This is a genomic window from Gelidibacter maritimus (assembly GCF_014062315.1).
Classification (GTDB): domain Bacteria; phylum Bacteroidota; class Bacteroidia; order Flavobacteriales; family Flavobacteriaceae; genus Gelidibacter; species Gelidibacter maritimus.
Window position 1 is genome coordinate 39,669 of sequence record NZ_JACGLT010000017.1, and the last position, 21,352, is coordinate 61,020.

The 21,352-nt window shown below is 37.6% G+C and carries 18 protein-coding genes and 1 pseudogene; 8 read left to right on the top strand and 11 right to left on the bottom strand.

The window, feature by feature from the left end; translation table 11 throughout:
• Nucleotides 1-9 precede the first annotated feature (9 nt).
• The 3 genes from H3Z82_RS16425 to H3Z82_RS16435 form a co-directional block, all read right to left on the bottom strand.
• Entirely contained in the window at nt 10-624 is a 615-nt protein-coding gene (locus H3Z82_RS16425; RefSeq protein ID WP_182206593.1) for a LysE family translocator, read from the bottom strand.
• A 105-nt stretch (nt 625-729) separates the two neighbouring features.
• Entirely contained in the window at nt 730-1,770 is a 1,041-nt protein-coding gene (locus tag H3Z82_RS16430; protein WP_182206594.1) for a quinone-dependent dihydroorotate dehydrogenase, read from the bottom strand.
• 64 nt (nt 1,771-1,834) lie between these two features.
• Nucleotides 1,835-4,726, bottom strand: a complete 2,892-nt coding sequence (locus H3Z82_RS16435) for a TonB-dependent receptor (RefSeq protein WP_182206595.1) — start codon at nt 4,724-4,726, stop codon at nt 1,835-1,837.
• Between the two features lie 346 nt (nt 4,727-5,072).
• On the opposite strand from H3Z82_RS16435, the gene pepT reads away from it, so the two are divergent.
• Together pepT and H3Z82_RS16445 are read left to right on the top strand one after the other, a co-directional pair.
• Nucleotides 5,073-6,311 (top strand): peptidase T, encoded by a 1,239-nt coding sequence (gene pepT / locus H3Z82_RS16440; RefSeq protein ID WP_182206596.1) that lies wholly within the window; start codon nt 5,073-5,075, stop codon nt 6,309-6,311.
• A gap of 87 nt (nt 6,312-6,398) precedes the next feature.
• Nucleotides 6,399-6,995 carry a YdeI/OmpD-associated family protein gene (locus H3Z82_RS16445; protein ID WP_182206597.1) on the top strand — a complete coding sequence of 199 codons (597 nt, stop codon included), beginning with the start codon at nt 6,399-6,401 and terminating at the stop codon, nt 6,993-6,995.
• Between the two features lie 66 nt (nt 6,996-7,061).
• On the opposite strand, the pseudogene H3Z82_RS19875 reads toward H3Z82_RS16445, so the two are convergent.
• From H3Z82_RS19875 to H3Z82_RS16465, 5 genes and pseudogenes are all read right to left on the bottom strand, one after another.
• Nucleotides 7,062-7,220 (bottom strand): annotated as a pseudogene (locus H3Z82_RS19875) (IS200/IS605 family transposase); the annotation flags it as partial.
• A gap of 238 nt (nt 7,221-7,458) precedes the next feature.
• On the bottom strand, nt 7,459-7,758 hold the full coding sequence (gene yajC / locus H3Z82_RS16450) for a preprotein translocase subunit YajC (protein WP_182206598.1): 300 nt from the start codon (nt 7,756-7,758) through the stop codon (nt 7,459-7,461).
• A gap of 20 nt (nt 7,759-7,778) precedes the next feature.
• Nucleotides 7,779-8,330: a DUF1573 domain-containing protein gene (locus H3Z82_RS16455; protein ID WP_182206599.1), complete on the bottom strand. Its 552-nt coding sequence runs from the start codon at nt 8,328-8,330 to the stop codon at nt 7,779-7,781.
• Nucleotides 8,331-8,399: 69 nt separating this feature from the next.
• Entirely contained in the window at nt 8,400-9,344 is a 945-nt protein-coding gene (nusB, locus tag H3Z82_RS16460; protein WP_235982473.1) for a transcription antitermination factor NusB, read from the bottom strand.
• Nucleotides 9,345-9,454: 110 nt separating this feature from the next.
• A complete protein-coding gene (locus tag H3Z82_RS16465) occupies nt 9,455-10,555 on the bottom strand; it encodes a Glu/Leu/Phe/Val dehydrogenase (protein WP_182206600.1) in 1,101 nt (366 codons plus the stop codon).
• Between the two features lie 124 nt (nt 10,556-10,679).
• Between H3Z82_RS16465 and H3Z82_RS16470 the strand changes: the two genes are divergently transcribed.
• The 3 genes from H3Z82_RS16470 (at nt 10,680) to H3Z82_RS16480 (ending at nt 15,593) form a co-directional block, all read left to right on the top strand.
• A complete protein-coding gene (locus tag H3Z82_RS16470; RefSeq protein ID WP_182206601.1) occupies nt 10,680-12,434 on the top strand; it encodes an ABC transporter ATP-binding protein in 1,755 nt (584 codons plus the stop codon).
• Nucleotides 12,435-12,608: 174 nt separating this feature from the next.
• Complete coding sequence (locus tag H3Z82_RS16475) at nt 12,609-12,998, top strand: PUR family DNA/RNA-binding protein (protein WP_182206602.1); 390 nt, start codon at nt 12,609-12,611, stop codon at nt 12,996-12,998.
• An 87-nt stretch (nt 12,999-13,085) separates the two neighbouring features.
• The gene (locus tag H3Z82_RS16480) at nt 13,086-15,593 is read left to right on the top strand and encodes a M14 family metallopeptidase (RefSeq protein WP_182206603.1); all 2,508 of its coding nucleotides are present in this window, start codon (nt 13,086-13,088) and stop codon (nt 15,591-15,593) included.
• Here H3Z82_RS16480 and H3Z82_RS16485 read toward each other — a convergent pair.
• Both H3Z82_RS16485 and H3Z82_RS16490 read right to left on the bottom strand, forming a co-directional pair.
• Complete coding sequence (locus H3Z82_RS16485) at nt 15,588-16,637, bottom strand: 1-acyl-sn-glycerol-3-phosphate acyltransferase (RefSeq protein WP_235982474.1); 1,050 nt, start codon at nt 16,635-16,637, stop codon at nt 15,588-15,590. The two genes, H3Z82_RS16480 and H3Z82_RS16485, sit on opposite strands and share 6 nt — an antisense overlap.
• A gap of 13 nt (nt 16,638-16,650) precedes the next feature.
• Nucleotides 16,651-16,986 (bottom strand): tRNA-binding protein, encoded by a 336-nt coding sequence (locus H3Z82_RS16490; protein WP_182206604.1) that lies wholly within the window; start codon nt 16,984-16,986, stop codon nt 16,651-16,653.
• A gap of 52 nt (nt 16,987-17,038) precedes the next feature.
• On the opposite strand from H3Z82_RS16490, the gene H3Z82_RS16495 reads away from it, so the two are divergent.
• The 3 genes from H3Z82_RS16495 to H3Z82_RS16505 all read left to right on the top strand — a co-directional run bounded on the left by H3Z82_RS16495 (nt 17,039) and on the right by H3Z82_RS16505 (nt 19,830).
• The gene (locus H3Z82_RS16495; protein WP_182206605.1) at nt 17,039-17,599 is read left to right on the top strand and encodes a thioredoxin family protein; all 561 of its coding nucleotides are present in this window, start codon (nt 17,039-17,041) and stop codon (nt 17,597-17,599) included.
• Between the two features lie 66 nt (nt 17,600-17,665).
• Nucleotides 17,666-18,937 carry a hypothetical protein gene (locus H3Z82_RS16500; protein ID WP_182206606.1) on the top strand — a complete coding sequence of 424 codons (1,272 nt, stop codon included), beginning with the start codon at nt 17,666-17,668 and terminating at the stop codon, nt 18,935-18,937.
• A gap of 269 nt (nt 18,938-19,206) precedes the next feature.
• On the top strand, nt 19,207-19,830 hold the full coding sequence (locus tag H3Z82_RS16505) for a hypothetical protein (protein WP_235982475.1): 624 nt from the start codon (nt 19,207-19,209) through the stop codon (nt 19,828-19,830).
• On the opposite strand, the gene H3Z82_RS16510 is transcribed toward H3Z82_RS16505, so the two are convergent.
• Nucleotides 19,817-21,340, bottom strand: a complete 1,524-nt coding sequence (locus H3Z82_RS16510; RefSeq protein ID WP_182206607.1) for a GH3 family domain-containing protein — start codon at nt 21,338-21,340, stop codon at nt 19,817-19,819. The two genes, H3Z82_RS16505 and H3Z82_RS16510, sit on opposite strands and share 14 nt — an antisense overlap.
• Nucleotides 21,341-21,352: the final 12 nt, after the last annotated feature.

Below are 21,352 nucleotides of genomic sequence, written 5' to 3' on the forward strand. Positions count from 1 at the left end.
ATATCATATTTACGCTGCAATTATGTAGAGTGCAATACCAACAAAAACAATAATCTGGAGCCATTTTAAGAACGTACCGACTCCTTTTCTTTTAAGTATAAATTGAGAAATACGCCCTGCCAATAATGCAATACTACTAAAAACAACAAAGGAAACGAGCATAAAAGTTATTCCCAAAATGTAAAATTGTACTACTGTGTTTTCTGTTTTATTCCAAAGAAAACCTGGAAAAAATGCCAAAAAGAAAATCATGACTTTTGGGTTAACCAAGTTCATGATAACGCCGGTTTTAAAAAGCTGTAAATAAGATTTTTGAGGGGCATCTTCAGACCATGAAATTTGATCATTACTTTTATATACGGTAAAGGCCAAGTAAAGTAAATAGCAAGCTCCCAAAACTTTGATCGCATAGAAGAGCTCGTCTGAAGCTGTGATGATAGCTGAAATACCAAATGCTAAGAGTGTAGTGTGCACAATACAGCCACTTATAAGTCCCGCTGTGGTAGCGATTCCGCTTTTAGTGCCATTGACCAAAGATTGGGTCAGTACATAAATATTATCCGGACCTGGTGAAATAGCCAAGGCGAGCGTAGCTATTGAAAAAGAGATAAGTGTTTCTATCATAGAAGAAGATCTAAAACCGTTGCGCTATTAGACGGGAGATTTACGATTCACATTAAAGGAATACGGATAATGATTACTTTTCATTTTAAAAGATTACCGTCTATCTTAAGCCTGTTGTTGTTTTGCTATAATGGCTTTATTGATATCCTTTATTAATTGAGGACCTTCATAAATAAAGCCTGTATAGAGTTGGATCAAATCTGCACCGGCATCCAATTTTTCCAACGCATCTTCAGCAGAATGGATCCCACCGACACCGATTATCGGAAATGCTTTTTTACTGTTTTCAGCTAAAAACCTAATAACTTCTGTGGATCGCTGCGTTAATGGCTGACCACTTAAACCACCCATTTCATCTTTGTTACTGCTTTTTAATCCATCTCGAGAAATGGTCGTATTGGTAGCGATAACGCCATCTATATTAGTATCTGCAACAATATCAATAATGTCCAGAAGTTGCTCATTGGTCAAATCGGGCGCAATTTTTAAAAGGATCGGTTTTCGTTGCTCTTTAGTTTTATTTTTATTTTGAAGGGTTTGCAATAAATCAGTCAATGGTTTTTTTTCTTGTAATGCCCTTAGATTTGGAGTGTTTGGAGAACTCACATTGACGACAAAATAATCCACATAGTCAAAAAGCGCTTCAAAACAAAAAATGTAGTCGTTCACGGCATCTTCATTAGGGGTAATTTTGTTCTTACCTATATTTCCTCCAATTAAAACGTGTTTTTTTCCTGCTATAGGGTTTGCCTTTAGTCGCTCAACAGCTTCTTTAACACCACCGTTATTAAACCCCATCCGATTGATGATTGCAGCATCTTCTTTTAAACGAAATAAGCGTGGCTGTTCATTGCCAGCCTGTGCCTTTGGTGTGACCGTTCCAATTTCGATAAAGCCAAAACCTAAATTAGAAAGCTCTTTATAAAGCATGGCATTTTTATCAAAACCAGCCGCCAAACCAATAGGATTTGGAAATTTTAATCCGAATAGCTCACGCTCAAGTACCTTATTACGAACTTGATATGTGCTTCTGAAAAGGCCAGCAAATCCTAAATCATGCGTAAATCTTATAAGTTTGAAGGTGAAATGATGCACAGCTTCGGGATCGAACAAAAAGAGAATAGGACGAAGTAATAGTTTATACATAGATGTCAAAATAAAAAACTACCCAAATATAGGGTAGTTTTTTTATTGAATTAATTAAATTATATTATTTAAGCGTAAAGCTTAATCTTGCAAATAAAAATCGCCCTGCAACACCAAATTGTTGCGCACTTCTTGACCAATCAAATCGTCCAGTACTACGGTTGTTTCCTGATTGTGTGGCGCCATTGGCATCGGTCCAAGTAATAGATTCCTTAGCAAGATCTGGATAGATGTCCAATAAGTTATTCGCACCAACCGTTAACAAGAAACTATCTGACACATGATACCCTACCGAAAGGTCGGTCACCACTTTTGAACTGAACACTTGCTGTAAATTGACATTTGATGTCGCTTCAGTCACTTCTCCAAAATAAACATTTCGCAAGAAAAAATGAAAATTACCAGCGCTCAAAGTATTGGATAAGTTGATTTTTGTTCTTGGCACCGCTTCTTCAAGATAAACTCGGCTATTTTCTTGAAAGTACGTATCCACCAATCCTGCATCTTCAAGGACTCGCGAGGCTTTAATTGGTCCTACTTTTTTGGTTTTCGAAAAAGTGGCAGCCAAATCATTTTTCAATACCATATTGGTCCCAATATTTGTATTATGGGTAATTACCAAGTCGAGGCCTTTAGATTCTGTGTCAATCGCATTGGCAAAAAACGCAGCGGCAGTAGCATTGGCTTGGTATAATAACCGATCCAACTCACTATCTGTTCCCGGACCTTTAAATTGACCAGTGTAAACTACACGATCATCGATACCAACAAAATATCCATCAAGCGTAATATTCATATTGGCATCAGGAATTTTTACCGTCACTCCTAAACTCACACTTCTGGATTTTTCCTCTTTAAGCTGAGGAATGCCCAACAGTTGAGCAGCTCGGCTGTCGTTCGTAAAAGTTCCAACTTCCTGAGCCACACCAAAAGCATCAAATACAGTAGACGTCGAGTTAAAATACATTTGATGTAAAGAGGGCGCTCTAAATCCTGTATTTCCGGTCAATCTCAGATTTAGGTTTTCATTTACCTTCACTAATGAGGCTAATTTGAAATTAATTGTCGATCCAAAATCAGAATAATCTTCAAAACGTGAGGCAAAACTCAGCAAAAATGAATCTGTAATATCTGCTTCTAAATCAATATATCCTGCAATACTATTACGATCTCGGTTGAGCTCATTGTTCGGATTAAATCCAGGAAATACTTGTGCACCACCAGGTCTTTCACTTCCAAAAAAGTCTTGCGCAGGGTTTTGATCTACCGAAACAATCAAATCACCCTTAGGCGTATATCGTGAATAAGAAGATTCTTGGCCAGCAAATATTTCGTAATTTTCAATGCGGTATTCTCCTCCAAATGCGACGTTAAGACCCGCAAAGATGTCGTCATAAAAATTATTGATATCGAGGTTGACCGTGTTTTGTGCAAAACTAAATCCTCCGGCGTCAAAGCTAGTTGGCGATGCATTCTGCATAGATGTATTGGACGTGTTCCCAATAATATATTCAAACCTATTCTTACCATAGGTATTACTGAAATCAACATCCCATTCGCCTATTTTACCTTTAATGCCAACCGCCAAGGATTGGTCTGATATTTTCGAATTGATTTCCGGTAAGAATCCATTGATATACATCGGCGTATAGGTTCTGCTTTCCCGTGGCAACCGGAAGAAACCTCCTGAGCTTCCTTTACGGGAACTTAAGCCTCCAAAGGCGTAAACCTCAGAACCCTGATCATCTATAGGCAGGGCCATATTAGTGAAGAACCGGCCACCTCTTACTTCCGATTGTCCGACACGCATGTTAAAATCTGATCGACTTAGATTTCTGCTGGCTAATTCAGCTTCGGTATTATCGCCGCTAAGTATGGCCTGCAAATCGGCTTTTGTTGCATTGGGATCTAGATTGAAACCTGCCTGATTTCCGTAATTAATAACATCACTAACATCATCATCCAATAGTTTTGCAATGTCATAGCCGTCGTTAGATGCTACACGTTCAATAGTATTGTATCTATTAAAAATATTGCCTTCCCATTCTTTCATGCGGTTGTAGGAATCTCTATAATCAAAATCTCCTGTAAAATTGATATAACCTCCGTTATCTCCGAGTTTTATCCCATAGTTTGCATTGATGTTAGTGGTAGCACCATCAACACCACCCGTTTGTTCGTTGGCGTTTTTGCTAAAATTAGCTCCAGTGGTTACATTTATCTTAAGCTCATCCGTAGCATTCTCCAGAACAATATTTATGACACCTGCAATGGCATCACTACCATATTGAGCAGAAGCGCCGTCTCGCAACACTTCAATCCGTTTGATAGATGCTGTTGGAATAGCGTTTAAATCTGTACCTACACTACCTTTACCGAAACTCCCATTAACGTTGACAAGCGACGAAGTATGGCGTCTTTTACCATTGATGAGCACCAATACTTGATCTGGTCCAAGACCTCTTAGGGAGGCAGGGTCAATATGGTCTGTACCATCAGCAATGGTTTGGGTGTTTGCGTTAAATGAGGGGGCAACAAAATTCAAAATCTGATTAAGATTGACCTGTGGATTACTCGTGGTAAGTTCCGTAACGTCAATTACATCAACCGGTGATAAGGAATTAAGAGCGGTTCTGGAAGGATTCCTACTTCCAATTAAGGTGATTTCTCTCAAGGACACACCCGGTTCCATCATCAAATTGAGTGTGGTACCCTCAACCGTTTTTTCAACAGTATTGTATCCCACATAAGAAAAAATCAAGATTTCACCGATAGCTGCTTTTATTACATAATTACCATTAAAATCGGTAATTGTACCTTCAGAAGAACCTTTGATTATCACTGTCACACCTGCTAAAGGCTCATTGTTTTCATCGTTAACTTTTCCCGAAACATTCTGTCCAAAAATAGAATATGACAAGAGCGCTAAAAAAATTAGAATGTAGTTCTGTTTCATAATGAGTGGTTTTAAGAATTAATTAATATTTTGTGATCAAACTATAATGGGCCCATAGGCCAAAATTATATATTGTTGAAGAACAGCTTGTCGCGAACCAATTATTTGATAAGCATACGAATACATGTAGGTTAAAAGTATCGATTATTTCTATGGATAGCTAAAAAGAACGCGGTTTTTACACCACAATTCCCAAATATCAAATTATACATTCAATAATAATCAATCTGGTAATATATTGAAGATTTAAATGAAAATCCTAATCTCAACCGACATCAAAAATTACATTTAAGTCTATTGTTGTTATTGTTAATATGCCGTATTTTGCATAATTAAATTAAAAGTTATGATTGAGAAACAACACATCATTGATAGATTTATTAGTTATATCACCATTGATACTGAGTCAGACCCAAATTCAGACACCACTCCAAGCACTGAGAAACAGTGGGATTTGGCACATGCACTCGTCAAGGAACTAACCGACATTGGTATGAAGGAGGTTTCCATCGACCAAAATGCTTATGTCATGGCAACGTTGCCCAGGAATGTTGACCATGAAGTTCCGGTGATTGGTTTTGTGGCTCATTTTGACACCTCTCCTGATTTTACTGGGGCGAATATTAAGCCTCAGATTATTAATAATTATGATGGTAAGGACATTGTTTTAAATGCAGAAGAAAATATTATTTTATCGCCAGATCTATTTGATGATTTGTTGCAATATAAAGGGCAAACGTTGATTACCACAGACGGTACCACGTTATTGGGAGCGGACGATAAAGCCGGCATTACGGAAATTGTTTCTGCCATGGAATACTTGATACAACACCCTGAAATCAAACATGGTAAAATACGTGTTGGTTTTACCCCAGACGAAGAAATTGGTCGCGGGGCCCATAAATTTGACGTTGAGAAATTTGGTGCCGAATGGGCCTATACGATGGATGGTAGCCAAATTGGCGAATTGGAATATGAAAATTTCAATGCAGCCAGCGCTACAGTAAAAGTTAAAGGTAAAATTGTGCATCCAGGATATGCCAAAGGGAAAATGATCAACTCCATGTATATCGCTACGGAGTTCATTAACTCCTTACCAATGCTTGAAACTCCAGAACATACTGAGGATTATCAAGGTTTTTTCCATCTGGCGAGTATTGAAGGCGCTGTGGAAGAAACGATTTTGAAATATATTATAAGAGACCATAATATGGCAAAGTTTGAAGCTCGGAAAGAAGCGATGCTGCAAATGACCTTCGATTTGAACACGCAATACGAAAGGGAAGTCGTATCAATTGACATCAAAGACCAATATTTCAATATGAAAGAGAAAATTGAACCGGTCATGCATATTGTGGATATTGCAGAAGAAGCCATGAAAACACTTAATATTAAACCTATTATAAAACCGATAAGAGGTGGTACGGATGGTTCTCAATTAAGTTATATGGGATTGCCATGTCCTAATATTTTTGCGGGGGGCCACAATTTCCACGGCCGTTATGAATATGTTCCTGTTGAAAGTATGATCAAAGCGACCCAAGTTATTTGTAAGATTGCGGAGTTAGTGGCTTTGAAAAAGTAGACTACTTTTTTTATTTATCGCTGGCCATTAGTATAGACCGGGATTAAGAAATTAACAACAAATAGCATTTTTTAAGTAAAAAGAAGTATGCAAAAAGTAAATTCCATTGAGGAGTACCTCGAAGTCAATTCACATTTTGCTGAAGCATTGGGTATTTTAAGACAAATAATCAATGCTACAGAGCTGGTTGAAACCTTGAAATGGAACGCCCCAGTTTACACCTTAAACGGTAAAAACGTTTTGGGATTGGGTGCCTTTAAAAATCATTTCAGTATTTGGTTTTTTAATGGGGTCTTCCTGAAAGATGACAGAAATATTTTGGTGAGTGCTAATGAAAAGACCAAGGCATTGCGTCAAATGCGATTTAAATCAATTGATGATATTAACAGACCGACAGTCTTGGCCTATGTAAAAGAGGCGATAGAAAATCAAAAGCTTGGAAAGGGATTACAAGTTAGCCGCAAAGGAAAAATGGTGAGTGTTCCTACAGTTTTAAATGAAGCGTTTACCACCAATCCATCGTTTGAATTTAGTTTCCGACAACTCACCTTAGGAAGACAAAGGGAATACGTAGAGTATATTGAAACTGCAAAACGCCAGACCACAAAAATTTCCAGGTTGGACAAGATCAAACCTATGATTTTGAAAGGAATCGGACTTCATGATGAATATAGAAAACCGTAGCCAAATTAATGTTTTAAAATAACAAATTCACTCAGAATCATACGTTAACATTGTTCATTCATACCACTAAAAAAGATATTTTTCTTCATATTCAATCTCATACAAACTTAATAGATCCACATATTCTTGCTTAAATGATTGTTTTTTATGATGTTCAGGTTGCCTTAGGATATATTTTATCACCGTATCTAATTGCGATTTCGAATAGGTAAATGCACCATCACCGAAATTGGCATTCTTAATAACAAAATAATCATTCTTTCTTTACAGCAACGTAATTGCGACATCTCTATAGCAACGTAGTTGCGGCATCTCTGTAGCAACGTAGTTGCGACACCTCTGTAGAACAATTATTCAATATCCATTAGAGCTGCAGCGCAGCGACATCTTAAATTTATCAAAAAGCACAAAAAAAAAGTCTCTTCCATTGAAAAGACTTTTTTTAAAATATTTATATAAAGATTTATTTTGTAGTAGTTGCAGCATCTGCATTGAGCTTGGTACTCAATTCCATTGAAATTGCAGTGCGATCAAATTTGATTTTTCCTGCCATAGTTTCAATAACACAACTGTTATCTTTATCATTAAGGTCAACAATTTTACCGTGCATTCCACTTTTAGTAATCACTCTGTCCCCTCTTTTTAATTCACTTGCAAACTTTTTTTCCTTTTTGGCGCGTTTCATTTGTGGTGCAATCATAAAAAAATACACTACAGCAAACATCGCTATGAAAGGTAAAAACGAACTTATTCCTTCTCCCATTAATTCTAAATTATAATTAGTTAGTCGTGATTATGGCCTTCGTGACCTGGCTGTGTGCTATATTTACGCGCCGGTTGTTGCATGATAGATTGTGCACCTCCTTGTTGTGCAGGCTGTCCCGATACATTAGGACCGCCTTCAACCATGGCTTTGATTCTTACGGTTTCAGCACCTTTCTCAGTATTGGTGGTCATAGTGATGGATTTAGTAACCACACCGTTTCCTTTACCATCAAACTTAACTTTAAATTCGCCAGTTTCTCCAGGAGCTACTTGCTTTGTCCAATCGGATGGCACTGTACATCCACAGGTACTTTTGATATCACTCACCACTAAAGGAGAACTTCCTGTATTTGTATATTTAAAAACAGTTTCTACAGGGGTTCCATTTTTAATGGTTCCAAAATCATGTTCAGTCTCATTAAATGATACCGCTGCAAAATTTCCTGAATTAGCATCTCTTTGTGCTGCTTCCGCAACGTTCTCTGATTTGATCTTTGCAGTAGCATCTTCTTTACACGACATAAAGGCAACTAAGCAAAAGGCACTAACACCTAACATTAATCTTTTCATTGTTTTATTTTTTTTGGTTAAATTGTTCAGCTTAAAATTTGAGGGTGTAAAAATAGTAATTATTTCCCATTACATCAACCCCCGCCCTATTTTATTTAATTCGCCATTGCTCTTATATTCTTTAACAATCTTATCTAAAATGCCATTTATAAAGAAACTACTCTTAGGCGTAGAATATTCCTTGGCAATATCAATATACTCGTTAATAGTGACCTTTACAGGGATAGATGGGAATTTCTGAAATTCACATATCGCCATTTGAAGTAAGACGGCATCTAAATTAGCAATACGCTCTGCGTCCCAATTCTTGGTTTTTGCGGCAATCTCTTGATTGAATTTAGATTTGTTCAATAAGGTTTTCTGAAATAATGCCGTGGCAAACTCCTTATCTTCAGTATCCTTAAATAGGCTTGGTGTAAAGTAGTTGGCTTTATTCTCCTTTTTTAATTTACGGAGCATCTTTTGAATCCCGGTATTGACCACTGGCAAATCATCCAACCAAGTAAGTTTCTGATCTTCTATATATTCATATAGTTTATCGTTTGGTGCAATAATCTCTGTGAACACATCAATAATAAAATTCTTATCCTCTTTAAAATCGGACACTCTACTGGACATATAGGTCTTATAAAGATCGCTTTCCAGAATGCTTTTAAAAATAATATCCACATATTCGAAATCCAAATACCAATGATCAATCTTCCGCTTTTCAAACGCATTTTGAAGCGCCACATCTTCATTTAAGATTTGCAGAACCTGATTATTGATAAATTTTCTATTGGGATTTTTCTCTTCTTGTGTTGCTAAAATCTTTTTTTGCGATTTGCCTTGATAATCTTCCGCTCGCTTTTGGACTTCAATTAAAAGTGATAACATCAGAAGATGCAAGTCATACATCTGTTCTATACTTTGGAGTAGAAATTTCTGATCATTTTTGAAATCGTCACCTTCTCCTCCATCAAACGCATAAAGGGTTTGCATCACTTTAATACGAATATGTCTTCTGTTTAGCATTTGTAAGAACTTATTAAATTAAAAAGACGAAAAAGCATTATTGCGATTTCGCCGTGCAAAAATAAGGTTATTTTATAACTTCAAAAAAAAATGATAAAGATATCTTAAGCTTATTTTAATTGTTCATTATCCCGTTTTGAGATACGCTCTTTGGCTATTTTTAGAGCCGCAGCATTTGGTGTGACGTCATTTTTGGCTGCACGCTCTAAAATTTCCAAAGTAGTATTGTAAATATCCTCAGTTTTCCGTTTGATTTCCTGCTTGTCCCAATTTTCAATTTCCGAATATACATGAATGATACCGCCAGCATTGATTAAAAAATCTGGTGCATAAACAATACCTTTTTCTTGCAACATCTGGCCATGTCTCTCTTCAGCCAACTGATTATTTGCAGACCCAGCTATAATTTGGGCTTTTATCTTATTGATGGTATCATCGTTAATGGTGGCGCCCAAAGCACAGGGTGCATAAATATCCATAGGATGGCTATAAACATCGTCACCCTCATAAACGTCAACCTTGTAAGTATTTGCAATAGCTTCCGAATGTGCTCGGTGAATGTCTGAAATGGTGACTTTAGCACCTTCTTTTAATAAATGTTTAATCAAAGCCTCTCCTACATTTCCGACACCTTGCACAAGTACAGATTTCCCTTCCAGCGCATCAGAACCATATTTATATTTTGCGGCAGCTTTCATTCCCATAAAAACACCATACGCCGTATTTGGAGATGGGTTTCCAGAACCGCCTTTTTCTTCAGAAACACCAACCACATGCGATGTCACCTCTCTGACTATATCCATATCATTGGTGGTCATACCAACATCTTCTGCAGTAATGTACTTACCGCCCAAAGAATCTACAAAACCAGCAAATTTACGCATCAACTCAGGGGTTTTCTGAGTCTTGGCATCTCCGATAATTACAGCCTTTCCGCCACCTAAGTTCAATCCAGAGATAGCCGATTTAAAGGTCATTCCTCTTGATAGTCTCAGCACGTCATTCAAGGCTTCAAATTCCGTGTCGTAGTTCCACATCCGGGTGCCACCAAGAGCAGGTCCTAAAACCGTATTATGAATGCCAATTATTGCTTTTAAACCAGTATCTTTGTCGTGGCAAAAAACAATTTGCTCGTGATTATCGAAAGAAATTTGGCCAAAAACAGGGTCCGATTTTGAAAGCTCTTTAGAACTTATAACTTTTAAATCCATTTGATTAAAATTAGTTCTGCGTTTTTATTAGATATTTCAAAAATAAAGCAATACCTCGAGGAATAGCAAAAATATAGTCGCAATTTATGAGATTCTGAAAGTCTCAAGCGGCCAATAATAACAAATGAGAGAATTACAGCACGTCAATAAATACTTCTACAAGTACAGATATAAATTATTAGCAGGGATTTTAATTACGATTGTTGCTCGGATTTTTCTTCTTTTCACACCGGAGCTGATAGGGAACTCTGTAGATGTTATTGATAATTACAGAAAAGGGATCACCACGGATATTGCAGTCGTTAAAAGTGAATTGCTAATAAACATCCTATATATTATTGGCGCGGCAATCATTGGTGGTATCTTTACTTTTGCCATGCGTCAGACCATTATTTATGTGTCAAGAGAGATTGAGTATGATCTTAAAAATGAGGTTTACCAACAATACCAACGATTGTCTCTGGATTTTTACAAATCGAACCGAACTGGTGATTTGATGAGCCGGATCAGTGAAGACGTAGGTAAGGTTAGAGAATATACCGGCCCTGCGCTGATGTATAGCATAAACACTGTAACGCTTTTTATTATTGCCATTTTTTTAATGTTCAGGTCAGCCCCGACGCTTACCTTATACACAATTATCCCCTTACCTATTCTTTCTTATTTTATTTATATTTTAAGCAAAGCCATCCATAAGCGCAGTACTATTGTCCAACAATGGTTGGCCAAGCTTTCTACGTTTACACAAGAAACATTTAGTGGAATCAGCGTGATCAAATCGTACGGAATTGAAGGCAGTACGAATTCCGACTTTGATGTGCTTGCCGCAGAAAGCAGACAAAAAAATATTGATTTGGCTAAAATTCAAGCCTTGTTTTATCCGCTAATGATCTTTTTGATTGGTTTGAGCAATATCATTGTTATTTATATTGGTGGTAAACAATATATAGACGGTGAAATTGAAAGTTTAGGCGTTATTGCCAAATTCATCATTTACGTTAACTTATTGACCTGGCCCGTAGCTACTGTGGGATGGGTCACTTCAGTTGTTCAACAGGCCGAAGCTTCACAAAAACGGATCAATGAGTTCCTAAAGCAAGAACCGTCAATAAAGAATCAAAATACTGAGCCTTCTCTAATTGAAGGAGCCATCGAATTTAACGAGGTATCCTTTACCTACCCCGATACAAATATTCAAGCCTTGAACCAAGTCAGTTTCAAGATCAACCAAAGGGAAACCATGGCTATTATCGGTAAGACCGGCTCTGGAAAATCGACCATTTTAGACCTCATTGGACGTCTGTATGATGTCACTTCTGGCGAGATAAGAATTGACGACACCCCAATAAAGGCACTGAATTTGGTCAGCTTAAGAGAGCATATTGGCTATGTTCCACAGGAAGCATTTCTATTTTCGGACAGCATCAAAAATAACATCATGTTTGGTAAAGAAGATGCAACAGAAGAGGAGGTCATTGCTGCCGCTAAAAACGCCGATGTTCATAAAAATATCAAAGGGTTTTCTAAAGGTTATGATACCGTTTTGGGCGAAAGAGGCATCACCTTATCTGGAGGACAAAAGCAGCGAATTTCTATTGCAAGAGCGATCATAAAAGCACCACAAATTTTATTGTTTGACGACTGCCTATCGGCTGTAGATACTGAAACTGAAGAGAAAATCCTGAACAATCTTAGAAAAATCACCAGTGGCAAGACCACCATTATTGTCAGCCACCGGATCTCTTCCGTCAAAAGTGCCGATAAGATTGTTGTACTTGACGATGGCCAAATCATTCAAAAAGGAAATCATAACACCTTGATTGATGTGGAAGGCTATTACAAAGAACTCTACTTAAAGCAGCTTACCGAAAACCAATAATCAAATTGTACCCACTACACAAGCTACTTGTTACCAAGCCCCAAGCTAGTTTCAGGAAATTAGTGTCAGATCTATGTTTATCATTAAATAAAAGAAATATCGGAAAATGTTGGTTACTAATCTTTTTTTTTAGATTTTTGGTACGTAAACCGTTACTAATTAAAATTAAAAAATATGAGTGATCACGGAATGATGGAGAAAGAGGAAATATTCTCTAAGGTATTGCGCGCAGGAAGAAGAACCTATTTCTTTGACGTCAGAGCTACAAAAGCTGGAGATTATTACCTCACTGTCACGGAAAGCAAGAAATTCACGAATGACGATGGGTCTTTTCACTACAAAAAACATAAAATCTACCTTTACAAAGAAGATTTTAGTGAATTTAATGAGATCTTAAGGGAAATGACAGACTATATCATCGATGAAAAAGGAAACGAAGTCATCAGCGAACGTCATCAAAAAGATTTCAAAAAAGAAGATTCAAATTCCGAAGTCAGTTCTTCAGACGCAGAGCCAATTAAATCTGCTGAAAGGTTTACAGATATCAAATTTGAGGATATTTAAACCAACACACGACAAATTTATTTTAAGAACCGCAACATTACGTAGCGGTTTTTTTATATTTATGCTTTAACTAAAAATACTTAACTAATGAGATTTCTACTAACCCTATGTCTTTTAACGTCATGTTTCATTTTTGGACAACAACAAACGGACCTGTCCTATTATTTGCCACAACATACGATCTATGATAAATCAATTCCAACGCCAAAATCGGTTATAGGCCATGAGGTGGGCGAATGGCACATTACTCACGACAAGTTGGTGGAATACATGAAAGCATTGGCCGCAAGTTCAGATAGGATTACCCTTGAGAACAGAGGCCATACGTACGAAGGCAGACCTTTGCTTTTGCTGACCATTACCTCAGCAAAAAACCACCAAAACATTGATGCCATCCGTGAGCAACACATCGCAGCCACTGAAGATAATTCATCAGTAAACATCAGCAACATGCCTATTGTAATCAATCAAGGTTTTTCAATTCACGGCAATGAACCCAGTGGATCCAACGCGGCACTTTTAGCAGCCTATTATCTTGCTGCCGCAGAAAGTAACGAAGTTAAAAACATGCTTGACAATATGGTGGTACTCTTTGACCCATCTTTTAACCCTGACGGACTTCAGCGTTTTGCATTTTGGGCAAATTCCAATAGAAGTAAAAATCTAAACCCAGATCCAAACGATCGTGAATATAATGAAGTTTGGCCAAGGGGCAGAACCAACCATTATTGGTTTGATATGAACAGAGACTGGTTGCCTGTTCAATTGCCAGAATCAAGAGCAAGATTGGAAACCTTCCACAAATGGTTGCCAAACATTCTGACCGACCACCATGAAATGGGAACCAATAGCACCTTTTTCTTTCAACCGGGAATTCCGAGTAGAACCCATCCATTGACGCCACAATTAAATCAGGAGTTAACTGAACGTATTGGCAATTATCATGCAAAAGCCTTTGATAAAATTGGTTCACTCTATTATACTAAAGAAAGTTTTGATGATTTCTACTATGGTAAAGGCTCCACCTTTCCTGACATTAATGGAGGTATCGGCATTCTTTTTGAACAGGCCAGCTCAAGAGGTCATGTTCAGGAGAGTGACAATGGTCTTTTAACTTTCCCGTTTACCATCAAAAATCAATTTACGGCCGCCTTATCTACTCTAGAGGCAGGTTACCATATGCGGGAGGATATCTTAAATTACCAGCATGATTTTTTCAATGAGGCTCGGAGCGAAGGCAACAAGGAAAAAGCCAAAAACATCGTTTTTGGTGATGCTAAAGATGCTGCTAAAACCTACGAATTGGCTGACATATTGAGAAGACATCAAATTGACATCTATGAGCTTAAAGAAGATGCCACTATTGATGGCAAACAATTTAAAAAAGGCTACAGTTATGTAGTGCCAAAAAATCAAAAAAACACGCGGTTAATCAATGCCATGTTCGAGAAGCGCACATCGTTTCAAGACAGTTTATTTTATGACGTTTCTGCCTGGACCTTGCCCTTGGCGTTTAATTTAGATTATGTTGAAGGTGTCCCATCGTCACATCTGGGTGCGCAAGTTACAGAGCTCAAAATGAAACCCGGAAAGGTATCCGCCAAAAGCGATTATGCTTATCTGATGGAATGGCATGAGTATTATTCACCGAAAGCGTTAAACGCCATTCTCAAAGACGATCTACGGGCTAAAGTGGCAATGAAACAGTTCGGTAGCAACGGCAAGCAATATGATTATGGAACAATAATGATTCCCGTTCAAAACCAATCTAAAAATGCTGACCAACTTTATCAATTTTTGACCCAACTGGCCAAAGAAAGCCATGTACAGATTGACGCTGTCTCAACGGGTTTAACTGAAGGAATCAATTTAGGAAGCAATAATTTTAGACCCTTGACCCTTCCTAAAACAGCGCTTCTTGTTGGCAATGGCATTTCGTCTTATGATGCGGGAGAAATCTGGCATCTTTTGGATCAGCGCTATGATATGATCTTAACCAAACTGGATACTGACCATCTGGGCCGAGCTGATTTGAGTCGCTACAACACCATCATTATGCCAAGTGGAAGTCTCGACAAGCGAAATACTGAAAAGCTGGCAACTTGGGTTGAAAATGGCGGTACCCTCATTGGATTTAAAAATGCTTTACGTTGGATGAACACGAACAAATTCATGAAATTGGATATTAAAAAATCTGAACGTGTGGCTAAAAACATAACCTTTGAGCAACGTCGCGATTATAGTGGCGCACAAGTGATTGGAGGTTCTATTTTTGAAGTGAAGTTAGACCGCTCCCATCCTATTAATTTTGGATATAAAAACGCGACACTTCCTATCTTCAGAAATTCCACACTATTTGTCAATCCAGACAAGCAGAGCTACAACAATCCAATACAATACACTAAAAACCCATTGTTGAGTGGCTATATTTCTAAACAAAACTTAGACAGCCTGGCTTTGACAGTGCCTTACAAAATGGAACGTATGAAGCGTGGAAAAGTAGTAGCATTTACTGATAATACCAATTTCAGGGCATTTTGGTTTGGGACTAATAAACTGATGATGAATGCTATATTTTTTAGAGAGGAGTTATAACTTGACGGCAATCAAATCCAAAACAAGAACTGAAGCAAGGTATAGCAGCCCATAAGCTATTCCAAAATTAAGCCATAAAAAAGCTGCCATGACAATCATAAATAATGGCACCAAACTTATGACCGTTGCAAAGCGAAACGTAGCAATAAATTCTGGCTCCTTGATTTTTGGTTCAAGAATTAATTTCCAAACCAGATAAGGCAGAAAAAGAGCCGTACATAATCCCATTTTAGCGATTGCTTTTATGGGATTTTGTTTTTTTTCAGATTTTATTTCGCAGTCTTTAAAGTCTGATGCTGCACATTGATTAACAGCTTTCGGGTTTAGGAAATCGGCGTTTAAATCGTTTAACTTATTGAGTACCGTATCGTAGTCCTCACCTTCAATGTGAGTTGTGAGTTTGGTAAGGGCATTATATACATCTTTCTTTAATCTTAGCACGGAAGCATGAGAATCTGGTTTCTCATACGGTTTTACAGATAACGGGGTTCCAAAATTCAAGACGACATGATCGGCAAATGCTTCAGCTTGCTCATAATTAAAACCTACTGGCACTAAATTAATCTTGATATCGGGATGCTCGCTTAATGTTTCGGCAATAATTCGGGTGAATCCTTTACTCAATGGCCTCACTTGACGTTTGATATTATGGTTTCCCTCGGGAAAAAGAACGATAGCATTATTTTTATAGAGCAATGCCGAACAGGTTTTAAAAATTGCCCGGTTATTGGACAAACTATCCCAACCATCTCTCACCCGATAAACGGGCAACATTAAAAGACTCTTTAAAAACGTGCTCACCCATTGTTTCTGAAAAACACTGGCCCGGGTTAAAAAATAAGAAAACTGGCCTTTTTTGGTGGCAATAAGAAGCGGATCCATCAAACCGTTTTGATGGTTTCCTAAAAAGAGGGTCGGTTGGTTTGAAGGCAGTGGTTGTTCATAATGGCACTCGATCTTTTTATAATAAAAAAACAAAGCCAACCTGAGATATGCTCTCATACTGTGCAACCATAGTAATTTCAATTTGCCGTTTTCTTTCAATAGTCCTAAAAAATTAAGCTACGATTGCACCATTTTCAACCCGAATCTCTGGTCGCAATAAAAATACTTCATCCTTTTGTACGGCACCAACTACTAAACATTCACTCATGAATTTTGCAATTTGCTTTTTTGGGAAATTTACAACTGCCACAATTTGCCTGTTTAGCAACTCTTCCTTAGTATAAAGTGAAGTGATTTGTGCTGACGATTTTTTAATCCCTAAGGTCCCAAAATCAATAACCAATTGATAAGCAGGCTTTTTTGCCTCTGGAAAAATATTGACCTCAATAATAGTTCCTATACGTAAATCAACTTTGGTGAACTCCTCAAAAGTTACTATCTTTTCCATGCTCAAAATGTAGTTAAACTTATACTCATCTACAAGATAAACAAACATAAATATGGCACAAACTCCCTCAAACATGTTGCCTCTCGGAACCAAGGCACCAGGTTTTAAATTATTGGATACAGTTAGTGGTGAACAGCTGACTTTAGATGATTGCAAAGGCGTAAAAGGCACGGTCATCATGTTTATATGCAACCATTGCCCTTTTGTCATTCACGTGAATTCCAAATTGGTGGAATTGGCTAAAGAATATAAATCAAAAGGCATTAATTTTGTTGCTATTTCCAGTAATGATGTTGAAAAATATCCTCAGGACGGTCCTAAATTTATGAAAGAAAGAGCCATAGACGAAGTTTATATTTTCCCTTATTTATATGACAGCAGCCAAAATGTAGCCAAAGCTTATGATGCGGCCTGTACCCCTGACTTCTATGTATTTGATTCGCATTTGGAATTGGTTTACAGAGGTCAGCTTGACGATTCCAGACCCGGCAACGACATTCCGGTAACAGGAAAAGATATTGTAAATGCCCTTAACGCCCTGTTGAACAACCAGCCTATTTCTGAAGATCAAAAACCCAGTATTGGCTGCAATATCAAATGGCGCACCTCATAAAAACACAAGCATCCCATCACTGAACTGATTAATCTAACGCCTTTAAACCTCATAAAATAAACAGGCATGAAAAAAATTCTCATAATAATTGGCGCGGTGCTTGTTATTTTTATCATTCTGCTGTATTGGTCGTTAAACAGCACCCCTAAAGTTTATGGAACCTCAACCATCGTCAATCTTGACAACGTTGATTCAATTAATTTTAAGGAGTATGACTCACTGACAATTTCTGCAAGCTCGCTATACGAAGCCAACGCCTTAAAAAAACTGATGCAAGGCGAACATTATCGTGAAGCGTGGGCAACACCAGTAAAAGTACCTGTTGTTTTTTTGGATACACTTTTAGGAGGTCTTACCATTGTTAAAGAAGGCGGCGGGAACCAAACAAAATCTTTAAAACTTGAGGACAGTATCGGTAATAAGTACGCCTTAAGAAGCATTAATAAAACGCCAGGGCCATTGATTCCCGAGTTCGCAAAAACTTTAGGTTTGGAGAATATTATTATCGATGGCATTTCGGCACAACATCCGTATGCCGCAACAATTGTAGCCTTTTTAGCGGATGCCGCACAAGTACTGCACACAGCTCCAAAAGTATATTTCGTTCCAAAACAGGATGTTCTAAAAGATTATAATGAAGATTATGGCAATAAACTTTTCCTTTTTGAACATGAAACAGAAAGTAAAACCAATTGGACAACCATTTCGAATGTCCGAACAATTATTGAAACCGACGATTTACAAGAACTCAAATTAAAGTTGGGCGATACACTCAAGATAGATGAACACGCCTTGGTAAGGGCACGATTGTTTGATTTGTTTATTGGCGATTGGGATCGACATGCCAAACAATGGGGCTGGGTGATTAAAGAAGAAAACGGCAAACAGATTGCCATTCCGCTTCCTGCCGATAGAGACAATGCCTTTTTTAATATCAGTGGTATTATTCCTAAGATTATTAGCAATAAAAATGTCACTCCTGAAGTCCGTCCTTTCACTGATGACATTGAGTTCTTACCAGGTTTAATTCACGATTTTGACGCTTATTTTTTAAAAAGTACGGCAGCAAGTGTTTTTATTGAAGAAGCACAAAACTTACAAAAACTGTTAACAGATCCAGTTATCGAAAATGCTGTACGCCAATGGCCAGAACAGATTTACCAATTGGATGGTCTTGACATTGAAAACAAACTAAAAAGCAGAAGAGACCAACTCCAGGTTTATGCAGAAGAATTTCAACGAATTTTAGTTGAAAAGCCATACCCGACATCACCGTTGAAAGGTTCAGATGACGTTGAATTTAACGGTCATTATTTAAATTGTTTCGAGTGCTATTGAACGGTCAGCGCCCTTTCTAAAAACATAAAAAAGACGGTTAAAGTTAATAGCCCCAAGGCAATAGAACCTTCGGGGCAATAAACCGTCTTTTTACAATCGTGGGGCAAAAAAAACGCTCTTAATTAAGCAGTAAATAACTAAAATTAAATTGAAACATCACCATAACGACTAAGGATATATGCACTCAAAAAAGCTAAAGATTAACCCATTTGAATTTTCGTTAAATAAACCTAAAACGGGATGAATTTTTGGGAAATTAAATGTATTTTATGACATCTATTATGAAATACTTCCTTTGCCTAATCATAACCTTAAGCACTTCAATGAACGCACAGCACATTATCCCTGAGTCCATTTCAACAGAAATTAATAAAGCCTTAGAGTACTATCCAGACCTGAAGGACACACACATCGAATTTAGATTTAAAAAGAACATTAAAAAATCGACCATGCAGGCCAGACCAACTTTTGGCAGCTTTTTTAGAACTCGAAAAAACAGGAGATATGTTATTCTGATAAGTGAAACCTTTAAGATATCGGATAAAAAATTTTTGACAAAAGATATACCTTCAGATATATTAATTGGTTGGATTGGGCATGAACTGGGTCATATTATGGATTATGCCAATAGAAGCAAACTCAATTTGATATGGTTTGGCATTAAATATCTTTTGTCTGACTCTCATATTATAGAGGCTGAGCGTGCCGCAGATACTTATGCCATACGACATAATATGGAAGACTATATTTTAAAGACCAAAGATTTTATCTTGAACAATGCAGATATAAAAGAGACCTACAAGCTTCGAATAAAGAAATATTATTTATCTCCGGAGGAAATTATGGACATCATTGAAAAAAGAAAGACAGAAGCCGAAACTATTGCTCAGTAACAAAAGCCTCCCATTCTTTAAACTTATCTTCTTTCATGACCCGTTCCATTTTCACCTGACCTCCCTTTTTCTTATTGGCACCACTCCAATCGTGAAAAACCGAAGGGTTTACCAAGGTCACTTTTACCCCTTTTAAAGCCTTACTTCTGGCAACTTTATAGTTTTTATTGGCCTCCTTTAAAAAGTTGTCCAAGCGCTCTTCAACCTCTTGCTCATTAAGTTCGTCTTCTGATCCAATATACCAATAATGATAAAACTCATCATCATCGCCACGTTTGGCGCAAATTGTATATTCTGGGATCTTGGTAGAGAATTCCGCTTCAAGATGCTTCATGGCATCATCCATTTTATTGACCGATAATTGCGATCCAACGGTGTTGAGAAAAAACTTAGTCCGGCCGGTTATTTTAATCTCCGCCCGTTCAACATCTGTAAATTTAATGGTATCGCCAATCTCATAGCGCCATGCACCACTTACCGTACTCATCAACAACACATAATCTTTGTCCAATTTCACATCCTCTAGGGTAATGGACGGCGCATCTTCCACCAATGAACCATCTTCTCTGATATATTCTGGTTGAAAAGGCACGAATTCAAAGTAAGCACCTTCATCGGTTACCAACTTCATGGCATCCGTTTCTGGTCGCGATTGGAACGCTACAAAGCCTTCCGATGCCAAATAGGTGTCAATAATTGTGATAGGGTGTCCCATTAGGGCGTTGAAGCTTTTTTCATAAGGTCCAAAAGCCACACCTCCAGAGGTAAACACTTGCAGATTTGGCCAAATTTCATGAATATGGTTTAAGTTGTGATGACTGATGACTTTTTGAAGCATTAGTTCAATCCAAGACGGGATGCCACTCAAGGCTCCAATATCCCAATTTTCGGCATTCTCAGCAATTTGCTGAACGCGTGCATCCCAATCGTCAATCTTAGAAATTTCCTCACCTGGCTTGTAATAAGGCCGGAACCAAAACGGGATTTTACTTGCGCTAATCCCACTGATTTCACCTTCCAAATGATCGTTATGCTCCTTTAACTCGGTGGAACTCCCTAACATCATAATTTCCTTTTCAAAGAAATCAGCCGGAAAATCAAAATTACTCAAAGCAAAAACCTGCTGAATGCCACTGTTTTTAATGGCATCAATCATCTCATCGGTAACAGGAATCCGCTTGCTCGATTTGCCAGTTGTACCAGAACTCAAGGCAAAATACTTTGGATGCCCAGGCCAGGTTACATCTTCTTCACCATCTTGAAGTCGGTACCACCATTCTTTTTCTATTTTGTTATAGTCAAAATAAGGCACTTTTTTTGCAAATTCAGAGGCCATGTCTTTAGATTCCAAAATGGATTCAAAGTCATAATGCTTGCCAAAAGCGGTATCTTTTGCTTTGGTTAACAACATTTTTAAAACTTCCTGCTGTTCTTGAACAGGGTTTTGTTCTGAAGAAAATGAATCCTTGACATCAATGATTCCTTTAATAATATTACCGAGTATTGCCATAGACTAAAGATA